Below are 15,420 nucleotides of genomic sequence, written 5' to 3'. Positions count from 1 at the left end.
ATGCAGGTCGGCCAGACCGGCAAGATCGTCGCGCCGCAGCTGTACCTCGCCGTGGGCATCTCCGGGGCCATCCAGCACCTGGCCGGCATGAAGGACTCCAAGGTCATCGTCGCGATCAACAAGGACGAAGAGGCGCCGATCTTCCAGGTGGCCGACTACGGCCTGGTGGCGGACCTGTTCGACGCCGTGCCGGAACTGGAAAAGATGCTGTAATCGCGCTTCCCCGGCCTGCCGTACAGATAACCCGCTCTTCGGAGCGGGTTTTCTGTTTCATAGGGCAGGACTGCGTCCTGCATCGCGAGTAAACATCCACGTTTGTAGAACGTGGACTTGCTTTTGGCCCCCTATAAGGGGGCATCTCGGTGCAGGCTGGAAAATCGTAGCCCGGATGAAATCCGGGAGCAGCGGTGGGATTTTCCCCGGATTTCATCCGGGCTGACTGGAAGGGGGCGAACCCTCCCCGTGCACAAGACCGCCCCCTTTCGCCTGGCCTGGACCCTAGGGTGCGCTGCGCGCACCGATTCCGGGATCGGCTTCGGCACCACGTCAAACCGCCGGTGCGCACGGCGCACCCTACCGCATCGGCTTCATCCTGCTAGCCCGGGTATTCGAATCGTCACAGGCAGAAGTTCAAATGAATTCGCCCCCACAAGAGAGCGAATTCCAGCGATATCAGGTCCAGCGCCGCTGTGCTGGGCCTCGCTGCACTCTGCACCAACCTACGGAGCGTGTCCCGGCTACCTTCGACGGTCAGCGCATACCGTCGGTACGCAGCGCCGCCGGGGTGAAGTCATAGGCCTTGGCCGTCAGTCCGTACTGGGTATTCTTTGGCTCCTCGTTGCGCAGGCCCACTACCATGTAGCGGCCCGAGGTCAGGTCGTACAGGGTTTCCGCCGCCAGGTAGCTGGCCTGCCTGTCATAGCGGTACAGGGCGTGTCCCTCCGCCACTCGCCAGAGCTGGCCCTGGCGATCGTAGTGGTCCACTTCGGCGATCTGCCAGATGTCCTCGTCCAGGTACATATGGCGTTTGGCGTAGACGTGGCGGGCACCCGGCTTCAGGGTGGCGACCACTTCCCAGACGCGGTGCAACTCGTAGCGGGTGTGGTCGGGGTTGAGGTGGCCGGCCTTGATGATGTCGTCGTACTTCAGAGACGGCGACTCCATCCGGTAGCTGTTGTAGGGAATGTACAGCTCCTTCTTGCCCACCAGCTTCCAGTCGTAGCGGTCGGGCGCGCCGTTGTACATGTCCAGGTTGTCGGCGGTGCGCTGGCCATCGGAGGCGGTGCCCGGTCCGTCGTAGGCCAGCTGCGGCGCACGGCGCACCCGGCGCTGTCCGGCGTTGTAGACCCAGGCGCGGCGCGGTTCCTTGACCTGGTCGAGGGTCTCGTGCACCAGCGCCACGGTGCCGGCCAGGCGTGCGGGGGAGGTCACCCGCTGCTTGTAGTAGTAGAGCAGCGTTCCCACGTCCTCCGCCGGCAGATCGCTTACCTGGGCCGGGTAGACCTGCTGCTCCTCGAAGCGCACCGGCGTATAGCTGCCGTCCATCTGCGGCGTGGCCTGGATGAAGCCGCGCTTGTAGCTGTCGCCCATGTAGCGCGTGAAGTGGTTCCAGACGACCTCCACACCGCTCCCGGGAATGGGGAAGGCGTAGTAGCTGCCTTGCCTGAAGCCGGACAGGCCGTTGCCGTCGTTGATCGACTTCACCTGCAGGGCGCTGTCCCTGGCCGCGGCCTGGACCTGGGGCGGCACCGTCGCCGTGCGGTGGCTCGGATACACCGGAATGCGATAGCTGTCGGGGTAGCGCTTGAACAAGGCCATCTGGCCGTCGGTGAGCTTGTCCCGGTACTGCTCGGCAGTGCTGGCGGTGATCACGAACAGCGGCTTTTCCCCGGCGAAGGGGTCGGCCAGGAAGCCGTTGGCATCTGCCGTCCCCGCATGGGTGGGCAAGCCACCGGTCCAGGCGGGAATGCTGCCATCGGCATTGGCTTCCTTCTGCGCACCCAGCGGTGTCAGCGTGGTCCCCAGCTTGTCGGCATCCTGCGCGGGAACGGCCGCCATCACGCTGCTGGCCAGCAGCGACAGCGCCAGGAAGGTGCCCTTGATCATGGTTTCGCGGTTCATCGTGTCGAGGCTCCCGGATCAGAAGTTCACGCCGAAGCTCAGCGACAGGTAGTCGCGGTCGACGTCAGTGTTGAAATCGCCGCCGAAGTAATTGGTGTAACTGAGGCTGGCGGTGTAGGTGTTGCGGTAGTCGGCATCCAGGCCCAGGCTCACGGCCTTGGCGCCTTCGTTGAAGGTGGGGCCGTAGCCGTCCACGTCATGGGACCAGCCCAGGTTGGGGGTCAGGTTGATGCCGGCGAAGACGTTGGTGTACTTCATGGCGCTGAAGGCTCGGTAACCCCAGGAGTTCTTGGTGAAGTAGCCGTGCCGGCCGCCCTGATTGATGTCGCCGAACACCGAATCCCGGCCGTAGCGCTGGACATCCAGGGACTCGAGGCCACCGATGTGGGTCATGCCCACTTCCACGGCCAGGCTCAGCGAGTCGGCGCCCAGCATCGGGTCGAAGAGGTGCAGGAGGGTGGTCTGCGCCTGGGTCACCTCCTTGCGCTTCCAGCCCTGCAGCACCTGGCCTTCTTCCGCCGGTACCGTGGGTTCCACGTCGCTGCCGGTGAGGGCGCGGAAGGTCGGGTTGAGCGCGCCGCCCGCGAGGTCGGCGGTGTTGATCGACAGCGGCTCGTTGGGCCGGTAGCTGATCTCGCCGCTCCAGGCGGTGCCGGTGGGCAGCTCGGTGGCGAAGCTCAGGCCGAAGAGGTGGATGTCCTCGGGGTAGTCGATGAAGTAGCGGGTATTGCCGGCGCCGGTGGCCAGGCCCAGGGCGAACTGCAGGTCCGGGGGCAGTGCGGCGAAATTGGGGTCGTTCCGGATGAAGTCGCTGACGCCGCTGGCGGTCTGCAGGCTGAACTTGGGTTTGCGCGAGTGATAGTTGAGGTAATACGCGCCGTATTCCGCCCCGTCGCCCAGCCAGCGCAGCGCCATGCCGTACTGCCCGCTGTCGCGCGGCTCGTTGTCCTTCGCCCGGGGAATGATCACGCCTTCGTCGCTGATGCTGCGGTCCTGGATGCCGAAGCCCAGGCCCGCGGCGGCGGCGATGGGCTCCAGCGGGGCGATGTCGGCAAGGCCGGCGTTGAGATTGTTGTTACAGCCCTTGGGCACCGGGTCGGCGCCGAAGAAGGTGCCGCAGTTGGGCAGCGCGTAGGGCTCCCACTGCAACTGGTAGAAGGCTTCCAGGGTCAGGCTGTCGGTGAGGCCCTGGGAAACGTGGAGCATGTTGACCGGGATGAGGCCTTCCTTGATCTCCGAACCCGGGCGCAGCAGGGCGACCACGTCCAGCGGGTTGATGGCGTTGATGGAATTGCCGATGAACAGGCTTTCGCCCCAGCTCACCACCTGCTTGCCGAAGCGGATATCGCCAGGACGCTCGGCGATCTCGTAGCGCTGGGAAACGAAAGCGTCGAGGATCTCTGCGCCGGAGGAGCGCGTCGACATGGTCCGGCCATCGTCGCTGATCTGCTTGAAGGGGCGGTTCTCGTCCTTCAGCTCGAAGTCGTACCAGTACTTGCCGCGCACGAAGGCGCGGGTATCGCCATGGCTCAGTTCGAGGTCATGCACGCCCTTGAAGATCTTCGAGTAGGTCTCGCCCTTCTTGAAGTTCAGGCGCCCGTCGTCGCCGGAGGACGAGAAACCGTTGCCGCCGTTGGTGGCGTCGATCAGATGGGAGTCCGGGTCGGAAGTCGCCCAGCTGGCGCCGATGGACAGGGAGGAGTCGAACTGGCCCTGGATGTCGCCGACGTTGAAGGCGACGGCGAACGCCGGATGATGGATGGACGCCGAAATGGCCGCCGCCAGCAGGCAGCGATTGAAGGAGCGGATACGCACTGAATTGTCCTTGTTCTGGTTATTTCACGTATCGGGCGGAGTGATCCCGCCCCAATGGACTGGCCGTGCCGGTCAGCCCTGGCCCTGCAGGAAGCAGAGCACCGCCTTGCGCTCATCGGCCTTGCGCAGGCCGCCGAATGCCATGGTGGTCTCGGGGAACATCCGGGCGGGGGAGGTGAGCCAGGTTTCCAGGCGCTCCGGCGTCCAGCTGTCCTTGGCGTTGGCGCCGGCCAGGGCGGGCGAATAGGTAAAGCCTTTCACCGAGCCCATCGGCCGCCCGACGACACCGGCCAGGTGTGGGCCGACGCGGTCGCTGTCCAGCGCATGGCAGGCGCTGCATTTGGTCTGGAAGACCTTTTGCCCGGCGCTCGGGTCGCAGTCGAGGGCGAATGCGGCGTGGCTGAGTGACAGCGCGAGCGCGCCGGCGGCAAGGAGGTTGAGAGGGTGCATCTGGTTATTCCCCGGTTGGCTAAGGTGGGTCTACGGTGACAGCCGGGGGCGGGGTTCGAATCGCTGGCGAACGCCATTGATTTGTCATTCGGTGCCAATCGAACGGCCGTCCGCCCTCCTGTGGGAAAGTGGACGGCGAAGGCTCAGCGCGGTGGCTGGTAGGGGTCGGGCGTACCCGTCTCGATGGCCGGGTACTTCTCCAGGCTGGCCTTGAAACGCCCGACGATGCCCATCATTGGCTGCAGCACCCAGGTGTTCTCGACGGTCACATCCCGCTCTTCCCGCAGGTCGGTGAGCAGGTTGTGAAGCCGAGGGAAGGGGAGGGGCTGGGGCGGGTCGTACATCTCGTCCTGCTTGATGAAATGCAGCTTCCAGTTGCGCCATTTCACCGCGGACAGGCGATCCGCCACGTAGGCCGGGAAGCCCTCGCGGTTCGATCGGTCCTGTTGTCCGCTGAAGAACGCCATCTGGTCGACGCCGTCCACGGCGCGGTCTGTGGGCACTTCCGCGCCGCCGGCGTGGGCGAGGGTGGTGTAGAGATCGACGATATGGACGATCTCGTTGCTCACCTTGCCGGCCGGGACGTGGCCAGGCCAGCGCAGGATGAAGGGTGCTCGCAGGCTCGCCTCCATGGCGGTGAAATAGGTGCCGCGCCAGGGGCCGTTGACGCCGCGCCAGGGGTCGGTGGCTTCCCCGCCGTTATCGCTGGCCAGGATCACCAGGGTGTTGTCTTCCACGCCCGCCGCTTTCAGGGCGTCCAGCACCTGGCCGGCACGATGGTCGATCTCGTCCAGGGAATCGGCCCAGGAACCGTTGCCGGTCTTGCCGGCGAAGGCCGGGTTGGGCTGCGTCGGCATATGCGGCAGGGAGAAGGGGATGTAGGCGAAGAACGGCTTGCCGGCGCTGGCGTTGCGCTTGATGAAGGCGCTGGCGCGTTCGGCCAGTTCCTCGTCCAGGGTGCGCTTGCTGGTCAGGTCCAGCTTCTTCACCTTGCTCGGCGGCTGGTCGCGCCTGGCTTCGTAGATGTACTGCGCCGGCACCAGGCTCTCGTCCCAGCCCTGCTTGCTGCCCATCGTCGGGGTCAGGTCGGTGGCCTGGTCGGCGGCCGACCACATGACTTCATCGTAGGTGCGCGGCACGCCGTACCATTCGTCGAAGCCCTGCCGGGTGGGGAAGCGCGACTCGCTGCTGCCCAGGTGCCATTTGCCCCAGATGCCGGTGGCGTAGCCGCGCGCCGAGAGCAGTTCGGCCAGGGTCGTTTCCCACAGGGTCAGACCGTCCGGTGCGCCGGCGCGGGGCACCCGGTAGGTGCCCGAGCGGATCGGGAAGCGGCCGGTCATCAGCGCCGAACGCGAGGGCGTGCATTGCGCCTCGACGTTGAAGTTGGTGAGACGGATTCCCTCCTGGGCAAGCTGGTCGATCCGTGGCGTCTCGGCGCCCCGGACCACGCCGCCGCCGTAGCTGCCCAGCTCGCCGTAGCCGAGATTGTCGTAGAGCATGATGACGATGTTCGGCGGTGCCGCCTGGCCGTGGGCGAGCGGCGCCAGCAGGGCTCCTAGCAGCGCCAGCCGCGACAGGTGGTTATTCATGGATCTTCCTCCGATGCTGCCGGGTGGCTGAAGGGTCTGGTGGCAGCTTAGTCTCGACCTTGGCAGAAGCGGGAGCGTGGGGAATCGCCAGGAGGCGCCAGGTACTTGTCATCCGACGCCATTCGCGGGCCTCGCGCGGGATGGCCGGGAGCGCCTGATACGCCTGTTGTCGACGTTTTCGGCGTCTGTTAGGGTCTCTCGCCTAGGTCGGTGGCAAGCCAGTTCCGCTGCAGAATCCCTGCTTATCCGGCTGCGCTCGATCAACAAGAAGAATCCGGGCCCAGGAGCCCTAGCCGCCATGTCCCGCCTGAAGCACACCGTTTACGCCGAGGCCCTGTTGCAGCATTACGGTGACCTGTTCCGCCCCTGCCTCGCCGCAGTCGGGTTGAGCGAGGAGGTGCTTGCACGTCCCGACGCGAAGATACCCCTGCGCCAGTACAACGAGTTGCTTGAGGTGGCCGCTGAACGAAACGATCCCTTCCTTGGCTTGCGGCTGGGGCTCGGCTTGCTCGGCGTACCGCTGAAGACCAGCCTGATGGGCGGCGTCGGCCATCTGGTGCGCAGTGCGGCCGACGTGCGGACAATGCTGGAGTGCACAAACCGCTACCTCGTCGTCCACGCCCAGGCCAACGAACTGACCTGGCGGCTGCAGGGCGGATGCCTGGAAATCGCCTACCGCCTGACCGATCCCAGCGTGCTGCACCGCCGGCAGGATGCGGAGTTCGCCATCGGCACGCTCTATGCGCGCCTGCGTGAATACACCGCTGGGAAATACGCGCCACTGCGGGTGGAATTCGAGCATCCGCAACCTGCGGATATCAGCCTGCATGCCGAAGTGTTCCAGTGCCCGCTGAAGTTCGGCCAGCCGGCCAATGTCATCGTCTGGCCCGGCGAAATGCTCGACGAGCCGCTGGTCACCGCCGACCTGCGATTGTTCCAGGCGTTGTTGCCCGGTCTGGAGGAGGAGCGCCGCCGCCGGCTCGCCGACACCGACCTGACCACGCGTATCGGCCTGGTGATCGAGGCCAATCTGGCCAGCGGGCGGGTTGGTCTCGACCAGGTGGCGACCGAGCTGTGCATGAGCAAGCGCACCCTGCAACGACGCCTGCAGGAGCTGGACCTGGAGTTCGCCGAACTGGTGGAGGAAATCCGCCAGGCCCTGGCCATCGAGCTGGTGCGCCAGTCGCAACGCAGCCTGACCGAAATCGCCCAGCAACTGGGCTACAACGAGGCCAGTTCCTTCACCCGGGCCTTCCGCCGCTGGACCGGCCTCAGCCCCCGCGAGTTTCGCCAGCAGGGCGCGAACTCCAGCTGAGAACGCCCTGAAGGAGCGAATTCATTCGCGATGCAGGACGCAGTCCTGCCGTAGGGGGATGACGCTCTTTTCATCCACCATCGGTGTCCGGCCAGGCCTCGCATGGTGGACCGGTGAAGCGTGGTCCACATTGATGGGTTTCGTGCCTCAACCCATCCTACGAAAAGCGGTGACCCCGAGTCCTTTCTGTGAGGCACCGACCGTAGGATGGATGGCGCTTTTTCCATCCACCATCGTCGCTGGGCGTGGCGCCGCTGGTGGACATGAAAAGCGATGTCCACCCTACGAGTTGGACGCAAAGCCCCGCAGCCTCACCCCAGCAGTTCGCGGGTTCTCAACGCCGCCTTGCTGCCGGCGCCGATGGCGCCGTCGATGAAGCCGCGCCAGCCTTCGCCGTGGTCGCCCTGGCCGAACAGCACGCGGCCGCGATCCTTCTGGAAGTGGTCGTAGTACTTGCCCAGCCATTTCGGCTTGTAGCTGCAATAGGTGCCCAGGGCGTAAGGGTCCAGGGTCCATTCGTAGCCATAGCATTCCTCCACTTCCAGGTCCGGATAGAAGGAGCTCACCATGGCCTGCACGGCGTCGCGGTCCTGGATGTCGAGCTTTTCCGGGTCGGCGCCGAAGCCGACGAAGATGGTGTGGTCCTCGCCCTTGGCATAGGTCGCCAGGATGTTGATCGGGTTACCGGTGCCGGCCACCCCGATCCTTTTGCCATCGTCGGGGAGCTTGCCCCTGGTGCGGACGAACACCTTGATCCCGCTGCCGCTGTGCTTCTCTTTCGCCGCCTCGACCAGTTTCGGGTCCAACGCCGGGGAGAAGGTGATGCGCGGCAGCACGTTCATCGGCACGGCCACTATCACCGCGGCGGCGCGGAGGGTTTCGCCCTGCTGGGTGGTGACCAGGACTCGCTCGCCCTGTTGCTCCACGCGGGTCACCGGGGTGGACAGCCGCACATCCGGCTTGCCGTCATCCAGCATCGCGTTGATCAGGCTGATGGTGCCGTCCTTGAAGCTGTAGCGGCCGCAGGCGTCGACGAACGCCGTCATGTTCCAGCCCGGCAGCGACCACCAGCGTGCGACGTCGGCATATGAGGCGCGATCACTGGTGGTGTGCGCGATACCGGACACATAGGCATCGACGAAGTTGCGCTGCAGCGGGGTGAGCTTCAGTTGGTCGAAGCGATCGGCACCGCTCATGGCGTCGATTGCGAGCAGCTCCTTCCAGGTGTACTTGGCGTCGTAGGGGCGTTCCCACAGCTTGGGGGCGTCGGCGAAGTACTCCTTGATAGCCTTGGAGATGGCGATCATGTCCTCGAGCGTCGGCTCGATGGATTTGCCTTCGTGAATGATGCGAACGGTCTGCTTTTCCTCGACGAAGGGCTCGGGGGTTTCCTTCAGCGCCAGACCGTAGCGTTGCACCTCGGCCCAGACGAAGGGCTGGGTCCAGTGGATCCAGGTGCCGCCGAGTTCGACCTTGTGGCCGGCGAACTCGCTGCTGAAGGTGCGGCCGCCCAGGCGGTTGCGGGCTTCCAGCACCAGCGTGCGGTAGCCGTTCTTCATGCTGTCGCGGGCCGCCGTGACGCCGGCGAAGCCGCCGCCGATGACCACCACGTCGTAGTCGCAGTCGGCGAACTTGCCGGCGCCTTTCTGCTTGTCTTCGGCCGACGCGGTCAGCGAAGCGCTGCCGGCAACCGTCACGGCACCGACGGCGCCGACGACACCCGCATTGCGGAGGAACTTGCGACGGCTGACGCCGTCATCGCGCTTATCACCCATTTCCACACCTCTGAGCTTGTTGTGATGCCTTGCGGCTTCTACCGGCCAACATGCCAGAGATGGGCTTTGCGCCGATTGCCAGGCCACGCCAGGGTTTTGCCATTGGGTGCCAATGTCATGCGGCAAGCCGCGTCGCGAATGAATCCGCGCCTACAAGGCGGCGCCGTGTCAGTCGGGTAGGGTGGATAGCGCTTTTCTATCCACCAGCGAGGTAGTGCAAGACTCCGATGGTTATCCTGAGGACACCGATCGATGGGTATCGCAGGCTCCACCCATCCTACGTCCGTGCACCGAGGGCGGAATCGTAGGATGGGAGCGATACCCATGCGGACACACCGCAGGCTCAACCCTTCCTGCGATCTTCGCCATGCCGCTCCCGCAGGCGTCGTGCGGGGATACCAATCAACAAAAGCACCGCGCCGATCACCAGCATGGCCGCCATCAGGTCGAAGGCCAGGTAGAGGCTGCCGGTGGCGGTCTTGATTGCGCCCACGGCCGCCTGGCTGATAACGCCGGCGAGGCCGCCGATGCTGCTGATCACGGCGATGCCGCCGGCAGCGCTGGATGGGCTGAGCAGCGCCGGCGGAATGGTCCAGAACAGCGGCACAGCCGAGAGTGCCGCCGCCGCGCCCAGGGTCAGGAGTACCAGCGAGGACAGGGCATGGCCCTGGACGAAGCCGAACAGGACGAAACAGGTGGCCGCCGCCAGCATGGTCAATGCCAAGTGCCAGCGGCGTTCCATGTGGCGATCCGAGCTGCGTCCGATCAGGTACATGCCGCACAGGCCGCCGAGGAACGGCAGGCTGTTGACCAGGCCGATGAGCTGGAGGTCCTCCAGGCCGAGGCCGCGGATCAGGGTGGGCATCCAGTAGGACACGGTGTTGAAGCCGCTGTAGACACAGAAGAACACCAGCCCGGCGATGTACAGGCGCGGGTCGCGCAGGACGCCAGCGAAGTGGCTGTGGGCGCCGCCGGGCTCGCGGGTCAGGGCACCGAGGATCTGCCGTTTTTCCTCATCGCTCAGCCAGCGGGCCTGTTCCGGCCGGTCGGTGAGCCAGAACCAGCCGAACAGGCCGAGGAGCACGGCCGGGGCACCGGTGAGGATGAACAGCATCTGCCAGTCACGCAGCCCCGCCCAGCCGTCCAGGTTGGCCATGATCGCGCCGGATAGCGGACCGCAGACGATGCCGGCGACCATCCCGGCCATGATGAACGCGGCGGTGATGCGGCCGCGCAGGGCGGCGGGGAACCAGTAGGTGAGGTAGAGGATGACGCCGGGGAAGAAACCGGCTTCGGCAACCCCCAGCAGGAAGCGCGCGAGGATCAGTTGGTTCGGGGTGGTGACGAAGGCGGTTCCGATCGTCACCAGGCCCCAGAGCACCATGATGCGGGTCAGGGTGGCGCGGGCGCCGATGCGTTGCAGGTAGAGGTTGCTGGGCACTTCGAAGAGGATGTAGCCGAGGTAGAAAATGCCGGCGCCCAGGCCATAGGCGGCATCGCTGAGGGCAATGTCATCGGCCATGCGCAGCTTGGCGAAGGACAGGTTGAGGCGGTCGATGGCGTTGATCGTGTAGGCGAGCATAAGGAAGGGCATCAGGCGCCAGATGACCTTGCTGTAGAGCCGTTTCAGTTCGAGTGGCGAAGTGGTGGGGACAGCGGAAAATGACGGGATGGCATCGCTCATTGAAGCGCTCCTGCAGGGTCGCCTGATTATTGTTGTTGGGAGGCCGCGCAGGCCTTCGGGGCGAGTATAGGGACGGGGTGGTGGCGAATGTTCCGTATTCCCTTCGTGGTTCAACCTATTGATATGACTTGAAAAAATCTGGAAATTGGCGCCGCTTGGAACAACATCTCCGGTTTCGGGACAGCGCCGGACGGCGCAGTTGCGCTGGACGGAGGCTAAGGCATCGAGGCGTCGTCCTGGCGGCGGTCCTTCGGCCAGATGACTTCCACCGCTTCGCCATCGAGGCGGTAGGTATGACAGCTGTCGATCAGGGCTGGCCGCGGCAGGGGCCGACCGCTGGCCAGCCGCTCGCGCAAATGGTTGTGCTTGCGCAGCAGCGCGAAATGGGCCTGGTAGGCGGTAGTGGCCATGGGGCCGAAGAGCTCTGTCAGATGCGTGCAGCCGCGGACACCACCGACCCGTGCCTTGACCCTGGGCAGGAAGCCCGGCCCGATCCTGAGTCCCGCCAGCGTCTCATAGGCGGATTCGATTTCCTGGCAGTAGGGGGTCGGGCCGGCATGGGTCCGTGCCCTTACCTGTTGGATCACCAGTTCGGGGTCCAGGATCATGCGGATGTGCATGTGATGGATTTCCTCACCAGCCGGCACCACCCTGAACAGCAGATCGGTGTCCTCCGGGGGGATGTCACGCATCTCGCCTTCCACTTCCAGCAACCCGTCATCACGCAGGTAGGCCGTGCAGGTAACGTGGCGAGTGTGCAGTAGGGTGCGTGGCTGGCTCATGGCAAATATCCCGTGCGACGTATGAGTAGTCGCAGCGTAGGATGCGGGCAGGCGGTAAGCCTCCCCCCACTTCGGGAGGGGATAGGCCTCAGTCGATCAGCTTGTGGTTGCGCGCCCAGACCATGGCGTCATAGCGGCTGGAGACGCCGAGCTTGGCGAAGATATTGCGCAGGTTCCACTTCACCGTTTCCAGGGTGATGTCCAGGGTATGGGCGATGCGCTTGCTGGACATGGCCTGGGCCACCAGGCTGAGGATCTCCAGTTCGCGCGGGGTCAGCACCGGTTGCTGCTCCGGCGTCGCCGCGCGGCGCGGAGGGGGCGTCGCGGCGTTCCGCGAGCAGGGACCGGTGAGCTTGCCGAGCAGCTCCTCGATGTACTCGCGCAGCGGGTCTTCCAGGGTGCTTTCCTGCGCCACGCGGGTCAGCAGCCTCTCGGTCAGCGGGCCTTCGTCCAGCAGGGTGCGGACCAGGCCGAATCCCCGCGCGGTGTCGAGGGTGCGGATGAGCAGGGCAGTGGCGTCCGCGTGGCGTTTGAGATCGTCGAGGACGTCGACCGAGAGCAGGTCCGCCAGCACACCGAGGCGGCCACGGTTGAAGCGTTCGGCGACGCCGCGCACTTGCTGTAGGGCCTCCAGCGCGCCCTCGGGGTCCATCTTGCGGAGCAGGCGCGCCCGCGCCAGCGCGGCGATCGCCGGCAACTCGGCGCGCGCGCCCAGCGGGGTGCCGTGAGCCTGCGCCAGTTCCTCCAGAGTCGCCAGCAGCTCGCTGGCGCGGCTGCGGTTGCCCTTGAGCAGGTGCACGCGGATCTGCTCGGCGAGCAGGTGGGCCACCGGCCGGATCTGCCCCAGGTGGCGCAGGTGGGCGACCTGCTGCTGGAGAAACGCCAGCGCGGTGTCCGGCCCCTTCTGCAGCAGGTCGAGCCGGGCGCGGCTCATGTTGGTGCGCAGGATCACGTCCGGCACCGACGAGTGCAGCAGGCCGAAGCGGTTGGCGATCAGTTCGCGGGCATCGTCGATCCGGTCGAGCTCGTAGAAGGCGTCGGCCAGCAGGCTGGCGCACAGGTTGGCGCAGATCGAGCGATGGCCGCGCTCGCGGGTCGAGCGTTCGAGCAGCTCCGAACCCAGCCGCTCGGCTTCGCGCACGTCGCCGGCGAGCATGTGGGCGGTAACCTGCGCCGATTCGGCCACCAGCGCCATGTCGTTGCCGCGATCCTCGGGCGGGATCGGGTGGATGTCGAACAGGCGTCGAGCGTCGGCGTAGCGGCCGGCGATGTAGTAGGCGACAGTCAGCGTGGCCAGCAGCATGTAGCGCAGGAAGGGGTTTTCCATCGGCGCGTCGCGCACGGGCTCGAGCAGCTGCACGGCGCGCTCGGAGTCGTCGTCCTGCACGGCGATGGCGGCGCGGACCAGCAGCACGCCCTTGGCCAGTTCAGGGTTGGCCTGCATGTCGCTGGCCTGCAGGTGGTCGAGCCAGGCCTTCGCCCGACCGGGACGGGAGGTGAGGGACACGGTGAGGCAGGCCAGGAAGAGCAGGCGCTGGTGGCGGAACAGCACGTCTTCCGGCAGGCGCTCCAGCAGGCGCAGGGTGGGCGCCAGGTAATCCAGGCTCCAGGTGGCGGGGGCAGATCGCTCGATCACCTGGGTGGCGAATTCGATGTCGTCGCCGAGGCTGGCATGGCGTACCGCCTCGGTCAGGCAGTTGTGTTCGGCGAACCAGCGCGCGCCCTTGCGGTGCAGGTCCCGCACCTGGTCGCTGCCCCGGCGCTCCAGGCGCGTCGTCAGGAACTCGCCGAACAGCGGGTGGAAGCGGTACCAGGCCAGGCGGTCGTCGGAGTCCACCCGGTAGATCAGCAGGTTCTCGTCCTCCATGCGCTTGATCAGCTCGCCGGCCAGGGCGTTGCCGGTCACCTCCCTGGCCATGGAGGCGCTGAAGCGGCGGAAGATCGACAGGGCTTCGGTGAACTCCACCAGTTCCGCCGGCAGGTGCGCCACCACCTCTTCGCTCAGGTAGGTCTGCAGGTCGCTGGAACGCCACACCAGGTCCTGCAGGATGGCGCGGGTATCCGGGCGGTTCTTCAGCATGATGACGATCAACTGCAGGCAGGAGGGCCAGCCACTGGTGAGGTCGTGGATCAGGCACAGATCGTCCGCGTTGATCTTGCCGGCGCCCAGGTTCTCTTCGACGAAGGCGCGGGTCTCGGCCAGGTCGAAGGGCAGCTCGACGCTTTCGATCTCGGCCACCTGGTCCATTACCCGCAGCCGCGTCAGGCTGAGCGGCGGCGTCACTCGCGAGGCGAGCACCAGGTGCAGGTTGCCGGGGCCGTATTCGAGCAGCTTCTGGATCAGCTTGTGGGCGAGGGGCGCCTCCACCTGGTGGTAGTCGTCGAGGATCAGGTACAGCTCCTTGGCCTGCATCGCGGCGCCGTCGACGATGGCGGCAACGGTGGCATCCATCGCGATGGCGGTGTTGTCGTCGCGCAGGAGTTCGATGTCCACCTCTATGCCCAGGCGCCGTAGCGCCTCCAGCAGCGCCATGCAGAAGGCCGCGTAGCCTTTGTCGTCCGCCGTCAGCGACACCCAGGCGACCTCGGCGCCGGCTTTCAGCCGGGCGTGGCGCCATTGGGCCAGCAGGGTGGTCTTGCCGTAACCCGCCGCCCCGGTGACCAGCGCGAGCCGGCACTGGTGCATGCGTTCCAGCTGGGCCAGCAGATCGCCGCGAAGCACATGCTTCGTACCGATGCGGGGGGGTGAAAACTTGGTGGAGACCAAGTGCCTGGGTGAATTTGTTGTCAACTTCTTGTCCCCGGTTCACGGTCCGCGAAGGACAGCGCGCAAGAAAGGATGGATCGCTTTTGCCGATTCGGCCATGGGCACCCGTCTGCTGTTCTTCACATCGAATTGAGGTCGGCCGGCGACGCTAGCTAACCGCCATTATCCCGTCAAGGAAGGCCTTGCGCCCTTCGATGGTACGCCCGGCGAATATCGCCGGGGGCCTGCCGCGCCCCAAAAGGGGAGGGGACGTGGCACCGGGCGCCTTCCCTAAGATCGCGACGAAGCATTCACAGCACTCAGGAGAAGGAAACAATATGAAACTGAATGACAAGGTCGCCATCGTTACCGGCGCGGCATCCGGCCTCGGCCTCGCCACCTGCAAGGCACTGGCGGCCGCCGGCGCCCGGGTGGTGGGTTTCGACCTGGATCAGGACCGGCTCGATGCGGCGCTGGGCGGCAACATTCAGGGCATCGCCGTCGACGTCTCCAGCGAGGCCAGCGTCAAGGCCGGTATCGATGCGGTGGTCGACAGGTTCGGTGCGATCCATGTGGCGGTGAACTGCGCCGGGATTCTCGGGCCGTGCAAGACGATCTCCAAGGGTCAGTTGTTCCCCTCCGAACTATGGAACCGCGTGATTGCGGTCAACCTGACCGGGACGTTCAACATCATCCGCCATGCAGCATTGGCGATGACCGCCAACGCTGCCGAGGAAACCGGCGAGCGTGGGGTCATCATCAACACCGCCTCCGGTGCCGCGCGGGAGGGCCAGATGGGCCAGGCGGCCTATAGCGCGAGCAAGGCCGGGGTCATCGGCATGACCCTGCCCATCGCCCGCGACCTGGCCGAACACGGCATCCGTGTGGTGAGCCTGGCGCCCGGCCTGTTCGAGTCCGGCATGTCGGCGGGGATGCCGCCGAAGGTGTCCGAGGGCATCGTCAACAGCCTGCTGTTCCCCCGCCGCATGGGCCGCCCGGAAGAGTTCGCCGCCCTGGTGCAGCACGTGGTGGAGAACGCCTACCTGAACGCGCTGACCCTCGATATCCAGTGCGGCATGCGCTGAGCGTGGTGTCGGTGTCCACCGCGATGGTGGATAGAAGCGTTTCGTAGGATGGGTTGAG

11 protein-coding genes are annotated in these 15,420 nt (G+C 65.8%); 3 read left to right on the top strand and 8 right to left on the bottom strand.

Going from position 1 to position 15,420, the window contains the following annotated elements; all coding sequences use genetic code 11:
• A partial coding sequence (locus ACFPU0_RS10320; RefSeq protein WP_377692858.1) for an electron transfer flavoprotein subunit alpha/FixB family protein occupies positions 1-213 on the top strand: 213 nt, incomplete at its 5' end.
• A gap of 537 nt (positions 214-750) precedes the next feature.
• Here the strand turns inward: ACFPU0_RS10320 and ACFPU0_RS10315 are convergent.
• The 4 genes from ACFPU0_RS10315 to ACFPU0_RS10300 form a co-directional block, all read right to left on the bottom strand.
• The gene (locus ACFPU0_RS10315) at positions 751-2,121 is read right to left on the bottom strand and encodes a DUF1329 domain-containing protein (protein ID WP_377692857.1); all 1,371 of its coding nucleotides are present in this window, start codon (positions 2,119-2,121) and stop codon (positions 751-753) included.
• A gap of 18 nt (positions 2,122-2,139) precedes the next feature.
• Positions 2,140-3,936, bottom strand: coding sequence for a DUF1302 domain-containing protein (locus ACFPU0_RS10310; protein WP_377692856.1), 1,797 nt, complete (start codon positions 3,934-3,936; stop codon positions 2,140-2,142).
• Between the two features lie 72 nt (positions 3,937-4,008).
• The gene (locus ACFPU0_RS10305) at positions 4,009-4,386 is read right to left on the bottom strand and encodes a c-type cytochrome (RefSeq protein WP_377692855.1); all 378 of its coding nucleotides are present in this window, start codon (positions 4,384-4,386) and stop codon (positions 4,009-4,011) included.
• Between the two features lie 143 nt (positions 4,387-4,529).
• The gene (locus ACFPU0_RS10300) at positions 4,530-5,975 is read right to left on the bottom strand and encodes an arylsulfatase (RefSeq protein ID WP_377692854.1); all 1,446 of its coding nucleotides are present in this window, start codon (positions 5,973-5,975) and stop codon (positions 4,530-4,532) included.
• A 298-nt stretch (positions 5,976-6,273) separates the two neighbouring features.
• On the opposite strand from ACFPU0_RS10300, the gene ACFPU0_RS10295 reads away from it, so the two are divergent.
• Complete coding sequence (locus tag ACFPU0_RS10295) at positions 6,274-7,290, top strand: AraC family transcriptional regulator (protein ID WP_377692853.1); 1,017 nt, start codon at positions 6,274-6,276, stop codon at positions 7,288-7,290.
• A gap of 311 nt (positions 7,291-7,601) precedes the next feature.
• On the opposite strand, the gene ACFPU0_RS10290 is transcribed toward ACFPU0_RS10295, so the two are convergent.
• The 4 genes from ACFPU0_RS10290 to ACFPU0_RS10275 all read right to left on the bottom strand — a co-directional run bounded on the left by ACFPU0_RS10290 (position 7,602) and on the right by ACFPU0_RS10275 (position 14,253).
• Positions 7,602-9,065, bottom strand: coding sequence for a flavin monoamine oxidase family protein (locus tag ACFPU0_RS10290; RefSeq protein WP_377692852.1), 1,464 nt, complete (start codon positions 9,063-9,065; stop codon positions 7,602-7,604).
• Between the two features lie 343 nt (positions 9,066-9,408).
• The gene (locus ACFPU0_RS10285) at positions 9,409-10,749 is read right to left on the bottom strand and encodes an MFS transporter (RefSeq protein ID WP_377692851.1); all 1,341 of its coding nucleotides are present in this window, start codon (positions 10,747-10,749) and stop codon (positions 9,409-9,411) included.
• Positions 10,750-10,964: 215 nt separating this feature from the next.
• Positions 10,965-11,531, bottom strand: coding sequence for a DUF2889 domain-containing protein (locus ACFPU0_RS10280; protein ID WP_377692850.1), 567 nt, complete (start codon positions 11,529-11,531; stop codon positions 10,965-10,967).
• An 88-nt stretch (positions 11,532-11,619) separates the two neighbouring features.
• Positions 11,620-14,253, bottom strand: a complete 2,634-nt coding sequence (locus tag ACFPU0_RS10275) for a LuxR C-terminal-related transcriptional regulator (protein ID WP_377692849.1) — start codon at positions 14,251-14,253, stop codon at positions 11,620-11,622.
• A gap of 362 nt (positions 14,254-14,615) precedes the next feature.
• Here ACFPU0_RS10275 and ACFPU0_RS10270 point away from each other — a divergent pair, with 362 nt between their 5' ends.
• Positions 14,616-15,362, top strand: coding sequence for an SDR family NAD(P)-dependent oxidoreductase (locus ACFPU0_RS10270; protein WP_377692848.1), 747 nt, complete (start codon positions 14,616-14,618; stop codon positions 15,360-15,362).
• Positions 15,363-15,420: the final 58 nt, after the last annotated feature.

This window comes from Pseudomonas sp. GCM10022186 (genome assembly GCF_042656385.1).
GTDB lineage: Bacteria > Pseudomonadota > Gammaproteobacteria > Pseudomonadales > Pseudomonadaceae > Metapseudomonas.
Note: the sequence above shows the minus strand (reverse complement) of the source record. Positions and strands in the feature narration are given on the sequence as shown.

Bases quoted from the DNA above. Each gene is read 5' to 3' on its own strand.
- ACFPU0_RS10315 (WP_377692857.1), bottom strand. From the start codon at position 2,121: ATGAACCGCGAAACCATGATCAAGGGCACCTTCCTGGCGCTGTCGCTG.
- ACFPU0_RS10305 (WP_377692855.1), bottom strand. From the start codon at position 4,386: ATGCACCCTCTCAACCTCCTTGCCGCCGGCGCGCTCGCGCTGTCACTC.
- ACFPU0_RS10300 (WP_377692854.1), bottom strand. From the start codon at position 5,975: ATGAATAACCACCTGTCGCGGCTGGCGCTGCTAGGAGCCCTGCTGGCG.
- ACFPU0_RS10295 (WP_377692853.1), top strand. From the start codon at position 6,274: ATGTCCCGCCTGAAGCACACCGTTTACGCCGAGGCCCTGTTGCAGCAT.
- ACFPU0_RS10290 (WP_377692852.1), bottom strand. From the start codon at position 9,065: ATGGGTGATAAGCGCGATGACGGCGTCAGCCGTCGCAAGTTCCTCCGC.
- ACFPU0_RS10285 (WP_377692851.1), bottom strand. From the start codon at position 10,749: ATGAGCGATGCCATCCCGTCATTTTCCGCTGTCCCCACCACTTCGCCA.
- ACFPU0_RS10280 (WP_377692850.1), bottom strand. From the start codon at position 11,531: ATGAGCCAGCCACGCACCCTACTGCACACTCGCCACGTTACCTGCACG.
- ACFPU0_RS10270 (WP_377692848.1), top strand. From the start codon at position 14,616: ATGAAACTGAATGACAAGGTCGCCATCGTTACCGGCGCGGCATCCGGC.